Annotated in this window: 15 protein-coding genes; 8 read left to right on the forward strand and 7 right to left on the reverse strand. The window is 72.3% G+C overall.

Annotated elements, in window-relative coordinates:
- Window positions 1-102: 102 nt before the first annotated feature.
- Complete coding sequence (locus tag GQR16_RS09595; protein ID WP_157414914.1) at window positions 103-1,377, forward strand: MFS transporter; 1,275 nt, start codon at window positions 103-105, stop codon at window positions 1,375-1,377.
- A 70-nt stretch (window positions 1,378-1,447) separates the two neighbouring features.
- On the opposite strand, the gene GQR16_RS09600 is transcribed toward GQR16_RS09595, so the two are convergent.
- The 6 genes from GQR16_RS09600 to GQR16_RS09625 form a co-directional block, all read right to left on the reverse strand.
- Complete coding sequence (locus GQR16_RS09600; protein WP_157414915.1) at window positions 1,448-2,098, reverse strand: response regulator transcription factor; 651 nt, start codon at window positions 2,096-2,098, stop codon at window positions 1,448-1,450.
- Window positions 2,091-3,395: a hypothetical protein gene (locus GQR16_RS09605; protein ID WP_157414916.1), complete on the reverse strand. Its 1,305-nt coding sequence runs from the start codon at window positions 3,393-3,395 to the stop codon at window positions 2,091-2,093. The genes GQR16_RS09600 and GQR16_RS09605 overlap by 8 nt, the downstream gene beginning before the upstream one ends.
- A complete protein-coding gene (locus GQR16_RS09610; RefSeq protein WP_157414917.1) occupies window positions 3,392-4,552 on the reverse strand; it encodes a sensor histidine kinase in 1,161 nt (386 codons plus the stop codon). Before GQR16_RS09610 ends, GQR16_RS09605 begins: the two co-directional genes overlap by 4 nt.
- 157 nt (window positions 4,553-4,709) lie before the next feature.
- Window positions 4,710-5,915, reverse strand: coding sequence for a homoserine O-acetyltransferase MetX (gene metX, locus GQR16_RS09615; protein ID WP_157414918.1), 1,206 nt, complete (start codon window positions 5,913-5,915; stop codon window positions 4,710-4,712).
- Between the two features lie 190 nt (window positions 5,916-6,105).
- Window positions 6,106-7,431, reverse strand: coding sequence for a bifunctional o-acetylhomoserine/o-acetylserine sulfhydrylase (locus GQR16_RS09620; RefSeq protein ID WP_157414919.1), 1,326 nt, complete (start codon window positions 7,429-7,431; stop codon window positions 6,106-6,108).
- A gap of 220 nt (window positions 7,432-7,651) precedes the next feature.
- On the reverse strand, window positions 7,652-8,752 hold the full coding sequence (locus tag GQR16_RS09625) for an acyltransferase family protein (protein ID WP_157414920.1): 1,101 nt from the start codon (window positions 8,750-8,752) through the stop codon (window positions 7,652-7,654).
- 133 nt (window positions 8,753-8,885) lie between these two features.
- Between GQR16_RS09625 and GQR16_RS09630 the strand changes: the two genes are divergently transcribed.
- From GQR16_RS09630 to GQR16_RS09655, 6 genes are all read left to right on the forward strand, one after another.
- A complete protein-coding gene (locus GQR16_RS09630; protein WP_211373477.1) occupies window positions 8,886-9,668 on the forward strand; it encodes an SDR family NAD(P)-dependent oxidoreductase in 783 nt (260 codons plus the stop codon).
- On the forward strand, window positions 9,668-10,468 hold the full coding sequence (locus tag GQR16_RS09635) for a potassium channel family protein (RefSeq protein WP_157414921.1): 801 nt from the start codon (window positions 9,668-9,670) through the stop codon (window positions 10,466-10,468). Before GQR16_RS09630 ends, GQR16_RS09635 begins: the two co-directional genes overlap by 1 nt.
- A gap of 35 nt (window positions 10,469-10,503) precedes the next feature.
- Window positions 10,504-11,049, forward strand: a complete 546-nt coding sequence (locus GQR16_RS09640) for a phosphoribosyltransferase (protein ID WP_157414922.1) — start codon at window positions 10,504-10,506, stop codon at window positions 11,047-11,049.
- Window positions 11,046-11,762 carry a Type 1 glutamine amidotransferase-like domain-containing protein gene (locus GQR16_RS09645; RefSeq protein WP_157414923.1) on the forward strand — a complete coding sequence of 239 codons (717 nt, stop codon included), beginning with the start codon at window positions 11,046-11,048 and terminating at the stop codon, window positions 11,760-11,762. Before GQR16_RS09640 ends, GQR16_RS09645 begins: the two co-directional genes overlap by 4 nt.
- 1 nt (window position 11,763) lies before the next feature.
- Window positions 11,764-12,558: a uracil-DNA glycosylase gene (locus GQR16_RS09650; RefSeq protein ID WP_157414924.1), complete on the forward strand. Its 795-nt coding sequence runs from the start codon at window positions 11,764-11,766 to the stop codon at window positions 12,556-12,558.
- A 99-nt stretch (window positions 12,559-12,657) separates the two neighbouring features.
- The gene (locus GQR16_RS09655; protein WP_157414925.1) at window positions 12,658-13,236 is read left to right on the forward strand and encodes a GNAT family N-acetyltransferase; all 579 of its coding nucleotides are present in this window, start codon (window positions 12,658-12,660) and stop codon (window positions 13,234-13,236) included.
- 49 nt (window positions 13,237-13,285) lie between these two features.
- Here GQR16_RS09655 and GQR16_RS09660 read toward each other — a convergent pair whose 3' ends face one another.
- Window positions 13,286-13,930 carry a hypothetical protein gene (locus tag GQR16_RS09660; protein ID WP_157414926.1) on the reverse strand — a complete coding sequence of 215 codons (645 nt, stop codon included), beginning with the start codon at window positions 13,928-13,930 and terminating at the stop codon, window positions 13,286-13,288.
- A 50-nt stretch (window positions 13,931-13,980) separates the two neighbouring features.
- Here GQR16_RS09660 and GQR16_RS09665 point away from each other — a divergent pair, with 50 nt between their 5' ends.
- A complete protein-coding gene (locus tag GQR16_RS09665; protein ID WP_157414927.1) occupies window positions 13,981-15,402 on the forward strand; it encodes an amidase in 1,422 nt (473 codons plus the stop codon).
- Window positions 15,403-15,445 lie beyond the last annotated feature (43 nt).

Genomic DNA, 15,445 nt, shown 5'->3' on the forward strand with positions numbered 1-15,445 from the left:
GCGGGCTCGGTCCTCCCGGTCGTCGCACGGTGGGCTCGCCGTCGCGTCGCAACATCCGACGCGCGGGTCGAATCGATTCGATTCCTGTGCGACAATCGACGGATGAGCAGCCGAACCGACCAGACGTCGACCCTGTCGCCGACCCGCGTGCGCCTCGCGCTGCTCGCCCTCGCGCTCGGCGGGTTCGGCATCGGCTCCACCGAGTTCGTCGCCATGGGGCTGCTGCCCGAGATCGGTCGCGACCTGCTTCCGGCGCTCGCCGCGAGCTCGCCCGACGACGCCAACGCGCAGGCCGGGTGGATCATCTCGGCCTATGCGCTCGGCGTCGTCGTCGGCGCCCCCACGATCGCCGCCCTCGCCGCTCGGTGGCCGCGCAAGCGCCTCCTGCTCGCCCTGCTCACGGCCTTCACGCTCGGCACCGTCGCGTCGGCCGTGCTGCCCTCGTTCGAGCTCGTGCTCGCCGCCCGGTTCCTCTCGGCGCTGCCGCACGGCGCCTACTTCGGCATCGCGTCGCTCGTCGCCGCGAGCCTCATGGGCCCGGGCAAGCGCGCCCGCGGCGTCGCCCTCGTGCTCTCGGGACTCACGATCGCCAACGTCATCGGCGTGCCGCTCATCACCTGGCTCGGGCAGGCGCAGGGGTGGCGCACGGCGTACCTGGCGGTCGCCGGCATCTTCGCGCTCACCTTCGTCGCCGTCGCGCTCGCCGTGCCGTGGCAGCCCGGCGACCCCGGCGCCACGATGAAGCGCGAACTCCGTGCGTTCTCGCGAGCGCAGGTCTGGTTCGCGCTCGCGATCGGCGCCATCGGCTTCGGCGGCCTCTTCGCGGTCTACAGCTACGTCGCCCCGCTCGCCACCGAGGTGACCGGGCTGCCCGCCGCGATGGTGCCGGTCGTGCTCGTCGCGTTCGGACTCGGCATGACCATCGGCAACTTCGTCGGCGGCCGCCTCGCCGACTGGAGCGTGCGGCGCAGCATGTACCTGTTCTTCGCCGTGCTCGCCGTCTCGCTCTTCGTGCTCGGGCTCACGGCGTCGAACCCCGTCGGCCTGTTCGTCGGCGTGTTCCTCATCGGCGGGTCGTCGGCCGCGCTCTCGCCCACCATCCAAGCACGGCTCATGGATGTCGCGCGCGACAGCCAGTCGATCGCCGCCGCCCTGAACCACTCGGCGCTGAACATCGGCAACAGCCTCGGCGCCCTGCTCGGCGGTCTCGCGATCGCCGGCGGCCTCGGCTACGTCGCGCCCATCTGGATCGGCCTCGCCCTCACGTTCGCGGGCATCGCCCTGGCGATCGCCTCGTTCGCGATCGACCGCTCGCGCGGTCGGCGCGGCGTCGTGGTGCCCTACGCGACGGGCGCGATGGAGGTCGTCGAGGTCTGATCGGCGGGCCGAACCCGGCCGCCGGCCGACGCGGGTCTGCGGGGGACGCCGCGCCGCGGCATACGCTCGCTCAGTCGGACTGCAGCAGGATGCCGTCGAGGATCGCGCGCTTGCGCAGCGCGACCTTCGTGCCCACGTCGAAGCCCGACAGGCGGTACTTCTCGCGGATGCGCTTGAGGTAGCTCTTCGCGGTCTCCTCGGAGATGCCGAGCTGGAAGGCGACCGCCTTGACCGGCTGGCCCGCGCCGTAGAGCGCCATGACGCGCCGCTCCTGCGCCGAGAGCTTGGGCACCGTGCCCTCGGCCGCGAGTGCGACCTCGAGCTCGTGCGTGAGGTAGGTCTCGCCGTTGCGCGCCGCGCGGATCGCCTCGACGATGTTCTCGACCGGCTCGGACTTCACGAGGTAGCCGAGCGCGCCCGAGCCGAGCGCCTCGCGCACGACGGCGGGCTCGGAATAGGTGCTCATGAGCATGGTCTGCACGCCGGCGGACTTCAGCATCGACAGCTTGAGCGAGACCGGGATGTTGTCGCGGAGGTCGAGATCGAGGAGCACCACGTCGACGGGGAAGGCGGGGTGGGCGAGCAGTTCGGACCACGACGGCACGGCCGCGACGAGGTCGATGTCGGACGCAGTGCCTCGAAGCCACTCCGAGAGGGCACCGAGCAGCATGCGGTGATCGTCGACGATCGCCAACCGGATCGGAACATCGGTGTCAGCCATGCGACTTCTCCTCTATCGGGCGGCCAGCCGGGTGACGCTGGCCGGGCGCGAGCGCCTCGGGTTCGATGCGGCAGATGATCTCGATGCGGAACCCCGATGCATGCGGAATCATCTGATGCACTCCGACATTAGCGACTGCATCCCACGTTGCGGGATCGACGCGACGGTGAATGACTCCGTCGACCTCGATCGCGATGTCGACGGCGGTCGCCACATGCAGCTCGTCGGACTCGGCGTCGACGTCGTCGAGCCCGGTCTCGTCGGGCTCGCGGCACGTCACCTTCACCGAGGCGGGCACCGCCGACGGCTTCGCCGGATCGGCGACGAGCAGCCAGAGCGCGAGCAGCAGGCCCTCGCGCTGCGGCGCCGAGAGCGGACCCGCGAGCCCCGTGGGGTCGTCGACCTGCACGCGGCCGCTGAGGTACTGCGACTCCGTGACGGCGTGCTTCAACCAGGTGTCGTTGCGCCCCTCGATGAGCCTGATGCGGAGGCCGGCCGCCAGCCCGCCGGCGCGCGCGGCGTCGTCGTCGGAGAGCGGCAGTCCGATGCGGCCCGCCGAGACGTCCTCGAGCAGGTTCTCGGCGTCGAAGTCGAGCTTCGCCAGCTCTTCGGAGGCGCGCATGCCGACGGCCGAACGCGCCGTGCCGACCGTGCTCTGCACGAGCGAGAGGTCGGCCTCGTGGCGCACGAGCCGGCTGAACCCGCGCAGCATCGCGACCGTGAGCGCCACCGGCAGCACCGTGCCGCCCGCGAGCACGAGCAGCGGCACGACGGCCGAACCGGCGGTGGGGAGCTGCATGACCGCGTCGGACACGAGCGCCAGCGCGACGCCGCACGCGACGATGATCGGCAGCACGCGAGAGCGGATCGTGGACACCGGCATGAGCACGGCGCCGATCGCCGGCGCCGCGGTCGGCGTCACGCCGATCGCCGCGAGCCCCGCCGTCGCCTGGAGGTCGAACCAGACCGGCACCGCGAGCCCCGCGAGCAGCAGCAGGTAGAACCAGTCGGGCATGCCCCGGAACACCTGCCAGCCGATGCAGCCGACGGCGACGATGCCGAGCAGGGCGATCCAGCCGGGCCACGGGCCCAGCCCGGGCGGGAAGTACGGGACCATCGCGACGGCGCGCACGAGATGCCCGAGGATGATCAGGCCCGCGGCGACCGTCGCCCCGATCGCGAGCCGGCGGCCGCCGTGGCTCGACCGGATGTTGCTCGCCGCCCTCGCCGATCGCGCCGGGCGCAGGAACGAGTGCTCGCCGATGCCCGAACGCATCCGATCCGAACTCGCGCTCACGGCTTCGGCACCTCCAGCATGACGGTCGTGCCCGAGCCGGGCGACGAGAAGACCCGCGCACGCCCGCCGACCGCGGCGAGGCGCCCGACGACGGATTCGGCGTAGCCGAGTCGGGCGGGGTCGACGGAGTCGGGCTCGAATCCCTCGCCGGAGTCGGTGACCATCGCGCGCACGGTGTGCTCGTCGTCGGTGATCGTGACGTCGGCCTCGCTGACGCCGGAGTGCCGCCGCACGTTCTCGAGGCATTCGCCGAGCGCGCCGACGAGCGCGTCGAGCGACTCCCTCGGCAGCACGAGCTGGCCCGCACCGTGCCAGTTCACGTCGAGCCCCATGCGCACGAACCGCTGCCGCACAGACTCGAACGTCGTGCTCAGCAGGTCGTCGTCGGAGCCGGGGGAGAAGATCGCATTCGACCCGTTGTCGAGCGGCACGCCGAGGCGCAGCTGGCGCAGCAGCCGTGCGTCGTCGCCGGCCTGGTCGCGGAGCGCGTTCGCACTGACGCCGACGCCCGAGTGCGCGAGGAGCGACAGCGTCGCGAGCACCGTGTCGTGCAGCACGCGCGCGTCCTGACGCTGCTGCGCCTCGAGCTCGCTCGCGATGCGCTCGGCCTCGTGCGCCCGCCCGACCTCGCCGATGCGCGCCTCGGCGATCTGCACGCCGTTGTCGAGCCAGGCGCCGAGCACCGCGAGCACGGACCACCCGACGACGGTCGTCACGAGGATCTCGATCATCGAATGCCCGGTGGTGGCGGAGGTCCACGCGATCGAGGCGACGAGCGCGCCCGCGAGCCCGCAGACCAGCAGCACGCCGTGGCGACGCACGACCAGCGGCGCGGCGACGGAGGCCGAGGCCACGCCGCCGATGACGGCGAGCGCCGAGCCGGTGGCCGGGTCGAGCACGGGCGCCGAGCCGAGGGTCAGCATGAAGGCGACGGATGCCGCGACCACGCCGAGTGCGGCGGCGAATGACCCGCGCGTCGTGTGCACGAAGACGAGCCCGGCGATGACGACGGTGAGGGCCAGGGCGATCGCGAGCTCCTGCGTGGTGCCGGACCCCGGCACCAGCACGCAGATGAATGCGGCCGTCGCGCCGGCGAGGCCGGTGATGCGGGTGAGGCGTCGCAGCAGCCGGTCGCGTTCCTTGTGGATGCGCTTCACGCCACCCCCTCGGTGTGCGTCACGTTCTGGCCCGATCGGACCCGGTCGAGCGGCCGCCCGCGACATCCGTCGTTCGGCCCCGTCGTCTTCTCGAACTGTACCGGAGTACCCAGCCCGAGGTCAGCGTTCTCGAGCGGAACCGGAGTGCCGCCTCCGGTCAGCGTGCGAGCAGATCGGCGAGCGCGGCGCCCACGACCTCGTGCTCGACGAGGAACGCGTCGTGGCCGTACTCGGAGTGCACCACCACGGGCTCCGACCCGTGCACGCTGTTCGGCAGCCCCGCCGCGAGCTCGACCTGCCCCGCGAGCGGGAAGTAGCGGTCGCTGTCGATGCCGAGCACGAGGCTCTTCGCCTCGACGCGGGCGAGGGCGGATGCCACGCTGCCGCGCCCCCGCGCGAGGTCGTGCGAGTTCATCGCCTCGGTGAGCACGAGGTAGCTGTTCGCGTCGAACCGGCGGGTGAACTTGTTGCCGTGGAAGTCGAGGTAGGACTCCACGGCGAACCGCCCGCCGCCGCCGAGAGGGTCGAGGTCGCTCTGCCAGCTGCGCTCGAAGCGGTCGTTCAGCTCGGCCGCGGTGCGGTAGTTGAGCATGGCCATGCGGCGTGCGAGGGCGAGCCCCCGCGTCGGGCCGACGCCGTCGGGCGCGTCGTAGTAGTCGCCGTCGCGGAACGCCGGGTCCGAGCGCACGGCCTCGAGCTGCACCGAGTTCAGCGCGATCTGGTCGGCGGTCGTCGCCGCGGGCGCCGCGAGCACGGCGATGCGCTCGACCGCCTGCGGAGCCTCGATCGCCCACTCGAGCACGTGCATGGCGCCCATCGATCCGCCGACGACGGCCGCGAAGCGCTCGATGCCGAGCTCGCGGGCGAACGCGATCTGCGCCCGCACCTGGTCGCGGATCGTGACGAGCGGGAACCTCGACCCCCACTCGGCGCCGTCGGGCGCGAGCGAGGACGGCCCGGTGGAGCCCTGGCATCCGCCGAGCACGTTGGGGGCCACCACGAACCACCGGTCGGTGTCGATCGCCAGGCCGGGGCCGACGACGCCCGGCCACCAGCCTGGGCTCGCGTGCGCGGCGCCGGCCGGGCCGAGCACGTGGCTGTCGCCCGTGAGCGCATGCAGCACGAGCACGGCATTGTCGCGTGCGGGGGAGAGCTCGCCCCACGACTCGTAGGCGATGCCGATGCCGGGCAGCGTGCGGCCCGACTCGAGCGCCAGGTCGCCGATCTGCACGAAGCGGCGGTCGCCGACCGGATCTCCTGCGCGCCAGGCGCCCGTCACGGGTGCGCGACCGGCCACCGCGAGCGTGTTCGCCTCGGGGATGATCGGCGCCGGTGCTGCGGCTGCCGTGGTCTGCCAGTCCATGTTCTCGATTCTCCCGAATGCGGAGGCGGCTCGGCGCTTTGTTACACGAGGCGCTCGTGGGCGGGCGACTGCCGACGGCGGTCGGGCGGGTGTGATACGACCGACGGCGGATGCCGCGGGCAAGCGTGGCCCGCGGCATCCGCCGTGCTGGTGGTCGGCGTCGGAACGCCGGATCTGTCGAGTCGGGGACTCAGAGGCGCGCGGCCGCCGTCGCCGCACGTGCGGCGGCGAAGCCGGCCTCGAGGTCGCCCTTGAGGTCTTCGACGTTCTCGATGCCCACCGAGAGACGCACGAGGCCGGGCGTGACACCGGTCGTGAGCTGCTGCTCGGGCGTGAGCTGCGAGTGGGTGGTCGATGCGGGGTGGATCACGAGCGAACGGACGTCGCCGATGTTCGCGAGGTGGCTGAACAGGTCGAGGTTGTCGACGAGCGCACGGCCGGCGTCGACGCCGCCCTTGAGCTCGAACGAGAGCACCGCGCCGACGCCCTTGGGCGCGTACTTGTTCGCAGCCGCGTACCACGGGCTCGAGGGCAGCCCCGAGTAGTTGACGCTCGCGACGTCGGGGTGGTTGTCGAGCCACTCCGCGATCTCCTGCGTGTTCGAGACATGGCGCTCGATGCGGAGCGACAGCGTCTCGATGCCCTGGATCAGCTGCCATGCGCTCGCCGGGGCGATCGAGGCGCCGAGGTCGCGCAGCAGCTGCACGCGCGCCTTGATGATGTAGGCGAGCGGGTCGCCGACCGCGGCCGTGTAGCTCGCGCCGTGGTACGACGGGTCGGGCTCGGTCAGGCCGGGGAACTTCTCGACGTTCTTCGACCACTCGAACGTGCCGCCGTCGACGATGATGCCGCCGATGACGGTGCCGTGGCCGCCGAGGAACTTCGTCGCCGAGTGCACGACGATGTCGGCGCCGTGCTCGAACGGACGGATCAGGTACGGCGTCGCGATCGTGTTGTCGACGATGAGCGGGATGCCGGCCTCGTGCGCGATCTCGGCGACGAGCTCGATGTCGAGCACGTTGATCTTCGGGTTGCCGATGGTCTCGGCGAAGAAGAGCTTCGTGTTCGGGCGCACCGCACGGCGCCACTCTTCGGCGTCGTCCTGGTTCTCGACGAACGTGGTCTCGATGCCGAGCTTGCCGAGCGTGTACTTGAAGAGGTTGTACGTGCCGCCGTAGATCGAGCTCGACGAGACGATGTGGTCGCCCGCCTGGGCGATGTTCAGCACCGCGAACGTCTCGGCCGCCTGGCCGGACGCGACGAGGAGGGCTCCGGTGCCCCCTTCGAGTGCGGCGAGGCGCTCTTCGACGACCGCCTGGGTCGGGTTCATGATGCGCGTGTAGATGTTGCCGAACTCGGCCAGCGCGAACAGGTTCTGCGCGTGCTGGGCGTTGTCGAACACGTACGACGTGGTCTGGTAGATCGGTGTGGCGCGGGCGTGCGTCACCGGGTCGGGTGCCGCGCCGGAGTGCACCTGCTTGGTCTCGAAACGCCAGTCGGCGGCGCGTTCGCTCATCGTGTTCTCCTTCTGGGCTGTGCTCTGGATCGGGGCGCGGGCTCGCCGCGATGAGGCCACGCTACGTTCGCGGCCGACGGGCGGCAACGGCAGGGGAAACACGGCGTCACGGGCGGACGCGCCGTGCCGCGGCCCGTCGCGCGGCGTCGCCGCACGTCGCGGGACGTCGCCGCACGAGCGTGTCGGATGCGCCTCGGCGCGCGTTCGGCGCGTTCGGCGATCAGCGCTCGTCGGGGTGCGGCGGCAGCACGATCGTGCCCGTCGCCGTCGACGGCTCGGGTCGGAAGAGCCAGCGGGCCCGGGGCTGCACGAGCGGTCGGAACACCCGCCGCACGGGTTTCAGCGCCAGCACGATCGAGATGCCGATGCAGAACAGCATCATCGCGGGCAGCACCCAGAACGGCTGGTCGCCCGCGAGCACCGGCGTCTCCCGGAACGGGTACAGCACGAACGGATGCAGCAGGTAGATGTACATCGTCGCGCCGCCGAACGCCGTGAACCAGTGCTTGCCGCGCGGCATCAGCAGCAGGAACGCGAGCGCGAGCACCATCGCGGAGAGCAGCAGCACCAGCCGGATGCCGCCAGACCACGGCTCCTCGTAGCCGATGGCCACGTACGACTCGTCGTAGAGGAGGAACCGCCGCAGCTTCAGGTCGCGAAGCGTCTCGATCGTCGCGGGCATGAACCAGAGCACGAGCCCGAGCAGGGCGATCGCGCCGGCGCGCCACCGCCACACGATCGCCGGCCGCAGGTCGAGCCAGCGGTCGGTGACCTGCCACTGGCGCAGGGTCCAGCCGAACACGAAGAACGGCAGCATGCCGAACGTGCGCGAGAGCGCGAGCGTCGAGTCGATCGTCTCGGTGTAGCCCGCCCCGATCGAGATGAGGATCGAGATGGCGAGCGGGTACCGCAGCAGCACGAGGTAGGGCAGCACGATGCGCCAGACCGCGAGGGCGATGAGGAACCACAGCGTCCACGACGGGGTCGCGTAGTCGAGCGTGAAGTCGCCGCCGAGCGCCCACTTCACGACCGTCCAGATCGTCTCGAAGATCACGTACGGGATCACGATGTCGGTCAGGATCTGCTTCAGCGCCTTCGCGTTCGGGGGCCCCGACTTCGCGAAGTACCCGCTCACGATCACGAACACGGCGACGTGGAACGAGTAGATGAACAGGTAGACGCTGTACGCGCTGTCGGACTCGGCGATGAGCGGCAGGATGCCGTGGCCGATCACGACGAGCGCGATCGCGATCCAGCGGGCGTTGTCCCAGAGGGGCACCCGTCGCCTCGTCGTCGGTCGCGGCGTGCCGGTTCGATGCATCGTCCCATTCAAGCGCAGAGTGCCGGATGCCGCAGGCCGGCGTGCCCGACCGCGGACCCGTCCGGCGGGGCGACGCGCGACGGCGCACGGCGCATGCACGCGGCATCCGCCCGCCGCACGGCAGAATGGGCGCATGAGTGAACTGCGTGTGGTCGTGACGGGTGCGAGTTCGGGCATCGGAGCGGCCACCGTGCGCGCGTTCCGGGCCGCGGGCTGGAGCGTCGTCGGGGTCGCCCGCCGCGAGGACCGGCTGCGCGCCCTCGCCGACGAGACGGGCGCCGAGGTGTTCGTCGCCGACCTCACCGTGCAGGCCGACGTCGAGGCGCTCCGCGACCACCTCGAGGCCACGGGCGGCGTGCACGCGCTCGTGAACAACGCGGGCGGCGCGAAGGGGCTCGACAGCGTCGAGGGGTCCGACGTCGACGACTGGGCGTGGATGTTCGAGGTCAACGTGCTCGCGGTGAAGCGCGTGATCTCGGCGCTCCTGCCGCTGCTGCGGCGGGGTGCGGTCGAGCGCGGCGTCGCCGACATCCTGAACGTGACCTCCATCGCCGGTCACACCGCGTACGTCGGCGGCGGCGGCTACAACGCGGCGAAGTTCGCCGCCCACGCGCTCACGGAGGTGCTGCGGCTCGAGGTGAACGGCGAACCGCTGCGCGTGATCGAGGTCGCGCCCGGCATGGTGAAGACCGACGAGTTCGCGCTCGTGCGCTTCGGCGGCGACCGCGCACGGGCCGACGCGGTCTACTCGAGCGTGCCCGAGCCGCTCGTCGCCGAGGACATCGCCGAGGTCATCGTCGACGCGATCACCAAGCCCCGCCACGTCGACCTCGACCTCATCGTCGTGAAGCCCGTCGCGCAGTCCGCGCCGCATCTCGTGGCGAAGGGGCCCCTGACCGTGCGCACGGAGGACTGATGGCCGCGGCGCCCGAGATGCCGGCTCCCCGCCGCGAGGCGTGGGAGCGTGTCACGACGGTGCCGCTCGTGGTGCTCGGCGCCGTCTACATCGTCGCGTACACCGTCTACGTGCTCGCGCCCTGGATCCCGCGCGGACCGGGCTCGGTGCTGTTCATCTCGCTCATCGCCGCGTGGCTCGTGTTCGTGGCCGACGTGGTCGTGCGCATCTCGCTCACGCCGCGCGGCGGGCGGTGGACGTTCGCCCGAACCCATCCCATCGACATGCTGTCGGCGATCGTGCCCGTGTTCCGGGCGTTCCGGGTGCTCTCGCTGCTGCGCCAGGTGCCGTACCTGCAGCGCCGGAGCGGTGCGGCCGTGCGCGCCAACATCATCATCTACGGCACGACGTACGCCGTGGTCTTCGTCTACTTCGTCGCGCTCGCGACCCTCCAGGCCGAGCGGGACGCGCCGGGTGCGACGATCACGACGTTCGGCGACTCCGTGTGGTGGGCGATCGTCACGCTCGCGACCGTCGGCTACGGCGACATGTACCCGATCACCACCGAGGGGCGCCTGTACGCGGTCTTCCTCATGGCCGGCGGCGTCGTCATCGTCGGCACCGCGTCGGCGACGGTCATCTCGTACATCGGCGACAAGGTGAGCCAGGTGCGGTCGCATCACGCGAGCGGCGCGGGCGCCATGCTCGAGATGCTCGGGACTCCGGATGCCGCCGACGAGCCGGTCGCCGACGACGGCCCGGCGGGCGGCTCGCCCGACCGTGGCCAGGCGGGCGGCCCGCCCGACGACCGCGATCGCTGACCCGGCGGCGGCGGCGCGCCGACTAGCCTTGGAGCATGACGTTCGATGCGAATGACGCCGGCACGACCGGCGACGGGATCACCCGCGAGATCCTCACCTGGGACGACTTCGCCGTGGCCTCGCGAAAGGTCGCCGCAGAGGTGCTCGCCTCGGGGTTCCGCCCCGACGTCGTGATCGCGATCGCCCGCGGCGGCCTGCTGTTCGCCGGGTCGATCGCCTACGCGCTCGGCACCAAGGCCTGCGGTTCGATCAATGTGGAGTTCTACACGGGCGTCGACGAACGCCTCGCCGAGCCGATCCTGCACCCGCCCATGCTCGACGCGCCCGCCCTCAGCGGCAAGCGCGTGCTGCTCGTCGACGACGTCTCCGACTCCGGGCGCACGCTCGCGAAGGTCGTCGGCATCCTGGGCGACGCGGGCGCCGACGTGCGCAGCGCGACGCTCTACACGAAGTCGCACACCGTGCTCGAGCCCGACTTCGACTACAAGCGCACCGACGACTGGATCGTGTTCCCCTGGTCGGCGCTGCCTCCCGTGCAGCTGCTCGATGCCGCCGACGACGTCGAGGGGGCCGGCGCATGAGCGTGCACCTCGTCGGCGGCGGGGCGCTGGGCGCCGAGCACGCCGCGCTGTACGCGCCGTTCTTCGTCGAGGCGGCGGCCCGCGGTCGCGCCGCGGGCCGATCCCGGCCCCGCGTCGCCGTGCTCTCGGTGCATCCGGGGGGCGCGCACCAGGCAGAGGTGCTGGTCGAGGTCCTGCGCGCCGCCGGCGAGTTCGACGCCCAGGTGACCGCGGCCGAGCGCGGCGCGACGGTCGAGCTCGCGTCCATCGCCGACGTCGACGGCCTCGTCGTGGGCGGCGGCATCGTCGAGGAGGTCAGGGCGGGCGTCGAGCCGGTCTTCGGCGAGATCCGGCGGCAGGTCGCGAGCGGCGTGCCCTACCTCGGCATCTCGGCGGGCGCGATGATCGCCGCAGAGGGATCGCTCGGCGGCGGGTCGCGCATCGACGGCGTGGTCGTCTCGCCGGAGGACCCCTCGGAGGCCGGGACGGAGTTCGCGGTCGAGGCGGGCCTCGGACTCATCGACGTCGCGGTCGACGCGCACGTCGCCCAACGCGGCAACCTGTCGCGCCTCGTCGCGGCCGTCGAGTCCGGGCTCATCGAGAGTGCGCTCGGCATCGACGAGCGCACCGCGCTGATCATCGGCGAGGGCGGACTGCGGGTCGTCGGATCCGGCAGCGTCTGGCGGGTGCTCCCGGCCGACGGCGGCGTGCTGGTCTCGACCATCGGCGCCTGACATGGCCGCGGCTCGCGGCGAGCCGCTCGACGGCTTCGGGGTCTTCGACGGGCTCGAGACGGCGTCCACGGGCGCCGCCGCCTCACCCGTCGCGACCGGGTTCGACGGGCTCGGCACGCTCGACGACCTCGTCGCGGCAGGTCGCGTCGATCCCGGCTGGGCCCGAGCGCTCGCTCCCGTCGCGCCCGCGATCGCCGAGCTCGACGGGTTCCTCTCCGCCGAGGCGTCCGCCGGGCGCGGCGTGCTGCCTGCGGCGGATCGCGTGATGCGGGCGTTCGAGGCGCCGCTCGACGAGGTCCGCGTGCTCGTCGTGGGCCAGGACCCGTACCCGACGCCGGGGCATCCGATCGGCCTCTCGTTCGCGGTCGACCGCGACGTGCGCCCGCTGCCCCGGAGCCTCGCCAACATCTACGCCGAGCTCGCGGCGGACCTCGACGTCTCGCCGCCCGCGCACGGCGACCTGACGCCGTGGACCCGCACCGGCGTCATGCTGCTGAACCGCGTGCTCACGGTGCGTCCGGGCGAGGCGGGCTCGCACCGCGGCCGGGGATGGGAGCGGGTCACCGACCACGCGATCCGCACCCTCGCCGCGCGCGGAACCCCGCTCGTGGCGATCCTCTGGGGGCGCGACGCGCAGCAGCTGAAGCCCCTGCTCGGCGACACCCCGGTGATCGAGTCCGCGCACCCCAGTCCGCTGTCGGCCCGCAGGGGCTTCTTCGGCTCGAGGCCGTTCAGCCGTGCGAACGAGCTGCTCGCGGCGCAGGGGGCGACGCCGGTCGGCTGGGCGCTCGACTGATCGCCTGGCGGATGCCGCGGCATCAGCCCCGTGACATCAGCCCCGTGACATCCGGCCCGTGACATCTGCCCGTGACGTGCGCGGCGTAGGGTGGTCGCCATGCTCGAGGAGGAATACCAGCCGCGCCGTGAACTGCCACCGCACCTGCGCAAGCCCGCGCAGCCCGAGCCGCCGTTCTCCTTCGAGATCCGCAACGCCGTGGCCGCCGACCTGCCCGCCGTGCGGGAGATCTACAACTACTACGTCGCCAACTCCACGGTCACGTTCGACGAGGACGCGATGACGCTCAGGGAGTGGAAGGCGAAGTTCGCCTACCTGTCGAAGCTCGGCATGCCCTTCATCGTCGCCCAGTCTCCGTCGGGCCAGCTGCTCGGCTACGCGCTCGTCGCGCCCTGGAAGCCCAAGCGCGCCTACCGGTTCACGGTCGAGAACTCGATCTACCTCGGTCCCGCCGCGGCCGGCAAGGGCCTCGGCCGGGCGCTGCTCGGCGAGCTCATCGAGCGCTCGAAGGCCGCGGGGCTGAAGGAGATGCTCGCGGTCATCGCCGACCAGGGCGCCGAGGCGTCGATCGCGCTGCACGAGAAGTACGGCTTCACCGAGATCGGGCGCATGGGCCGCGTCGGGTTCAAGTTCGACCGGTGGCTCGGCACCGTGCTGCTGCAGCGCTCGCTGAAGTAGCGCCGGCCCTCGGCGCGACGCGACGCGGGAACGCCGGTCGTGCCGGCGATCAGAACCTGATCTCGAGGGTCCCGGCGGCAGACGGCCCCGCGATCGCCACGACCAGCCCGGTGACCGCGAAGAGCGCGGGATGGGCGAGGCCGACCACGACCCGGCGCAGCGCCGGCCTCGTCTCGAACAGGTGCGAGGGCACCCGGTCGGCCGTCGGCGCCTCGGACCAGCCGCGCACGCGCACGAGGAACCACGCGCAGCGCAGCACGAACGCCGCCCAGAGCACGGCGGCCACGACCGGCACCACGACGAGCATGAGGTCGAGCCCGATGCCGATGATCTCGTCCTCCTTGCCCTCGGCTCCGAGCTGGATCGACTGCGAGATGGCCGCTCCGACGACCACCGAGAGTCCCCATGCGGAGAGGCCGAAGACGAGCGCGAGGTAGCGCACGAAGAAGTGCGAGAAGACCGAGCTCATCTCCTCGAAATGCGTTCTCGGCGTCGCCGCCAGCACGAGCACGGTCGCGATCGTCGACGGCAGCACGAGCAGGCCGATCAGGAGCCAGTCGACCAGGCCGTGCCAGTCGAGCGAGACCGCGACGACGAGCGCGGCGCCGAACACGACGCTCCACCCGACGCCCCAGACCAGCGGATGCCGCGTGATCGAGTTCGTGACCCTGGTCGTGACCGGATTCGTGCCCACGGGCGCCATGCTAGCGGCAGGTCCGGCTTCGGCGGCCGTAGGCTCGACGCGTGGACCTGCACGAGCTGACCGCCCTCGAACAGCACCGCCTCCTCCAGCGCGGGGAGGTGTCGCCCGTCGAACTCGCGGGGCACTACCTCGAACGCGCCGAGCGCCTCGATCCCGAGATCGCCGCCTTCGCGACGCTCACACCCGAGCGTGCGCTCGAACGAGCCGAGTTCGTCGCCGCCCACGTGCCGAAGGTCGCGCCGCTCTGGGGCATGCCGCTCGCCGACAAGGACCTGCACCCGCGGGCGGGCGTCGCAACGGCCTTCGGCTCCCGCGCGTTCGAGGGCTTCGTGCCGGATGCCTCGGACGACCTCGTGCAGGCCGTCGACGCCGCCGGCGCGGTGAGCCTCGGCAAGACCGCGACGCCGGAGTTCGGGCTGCCGTCGTACACCGAGGCGCTCGTCGGGCGTCCGACGCGCAACCCGTGGGACCCGACGCTCGGCGCCGGCGGGTCGAGCGGGGGAGCGGCGGCCGCCGTGGCCTCCGGCATGCTCCCGTTCGCGCCCGGTTCGGACGGCGGCGGATCGATCCGCATCCCGGCCGCGGTCTGCGGGCTCGTCGGCATCAAGCCGTCGCGCGGGCGCGTGCCGTCCGGGTCGGGGCTCGGCGGACTCGCGGGGCTCGGCGTCGCGGGCGCGATCGGCCGCACGGTCGCCGACGCCGCACTGCTGCTCGACGGCATGATCGCCCCCACCGGGTACCCGGCCGCGCACCCGTTCGCGGTCCGCGCGCCGGGCGATGACGGCCCGTACCTCGGCGAGGCGATCCGCGGCGAGGGGCGATTCCAGGTCGGCGTGCTGACCGAGACCCCGTGGGACGAGGGCTACGAGATCACGATCGCGCCCGAGGCGCGCTCGGCGCTCGATCGGGCGATCGAGGTGCTCGACGCGGGCCGCCACGGGGTCGAGCAGGTGCCGTCGGCCCCCGAGCCCGGCTACCCGGCCGCGTTCCGCACGATCTGGCAGGCGGGGGCCGCCACGATCCCCGTCGACGACGAGCTCCTCGGGCGGCTCGAACCGCTCACGCAGTGGCTGCTCGAACGCGGGCGCGCACTCCCGGCGAGGCAGCTCGCCGAGGCGCTCTCGTGGCTGTCCGAGTTCGAGCGGCGCACGATCGCGCGGTTCGCCTCGTACGACGCCGTGATCTCACCCGCGCTCGCCCTCACACCGCCGGCCGTCGGCTGGTACGACGGCGACGACGGCGAACGCAACTTCGCCCAGCAGGTGCAGGTCACGCCGTACACCTCGTTCGTGAACGTCGCCGGCCTGCCGGCGATCACCGTGCCGATCGAGTACACGCCGGCAGGGGTTCCGATGGGCGTCCAGCTCATCGGGCGGCCCGGCGGCGAGGCGACGCTCTTCGCGCTCGCGGCGCAGCTCGAGCGCCGCCTGCGTCGGCCGCCGCGGCATCCGCCCGTCTGGTGACCAGCGCACCCGGGCCCATCGGCGGTTCGGATGCCGCGGGGCC

This window comes from Agromyces allii, assembly GCF_009749385.1.
In the GTDB taxonomy this organism is placed as follows: Bacteria; Actinomycetota; Actinomycetes; order Actinomycetales; family Microbacteriaceae; genus Agromyces; species Agromyces allii.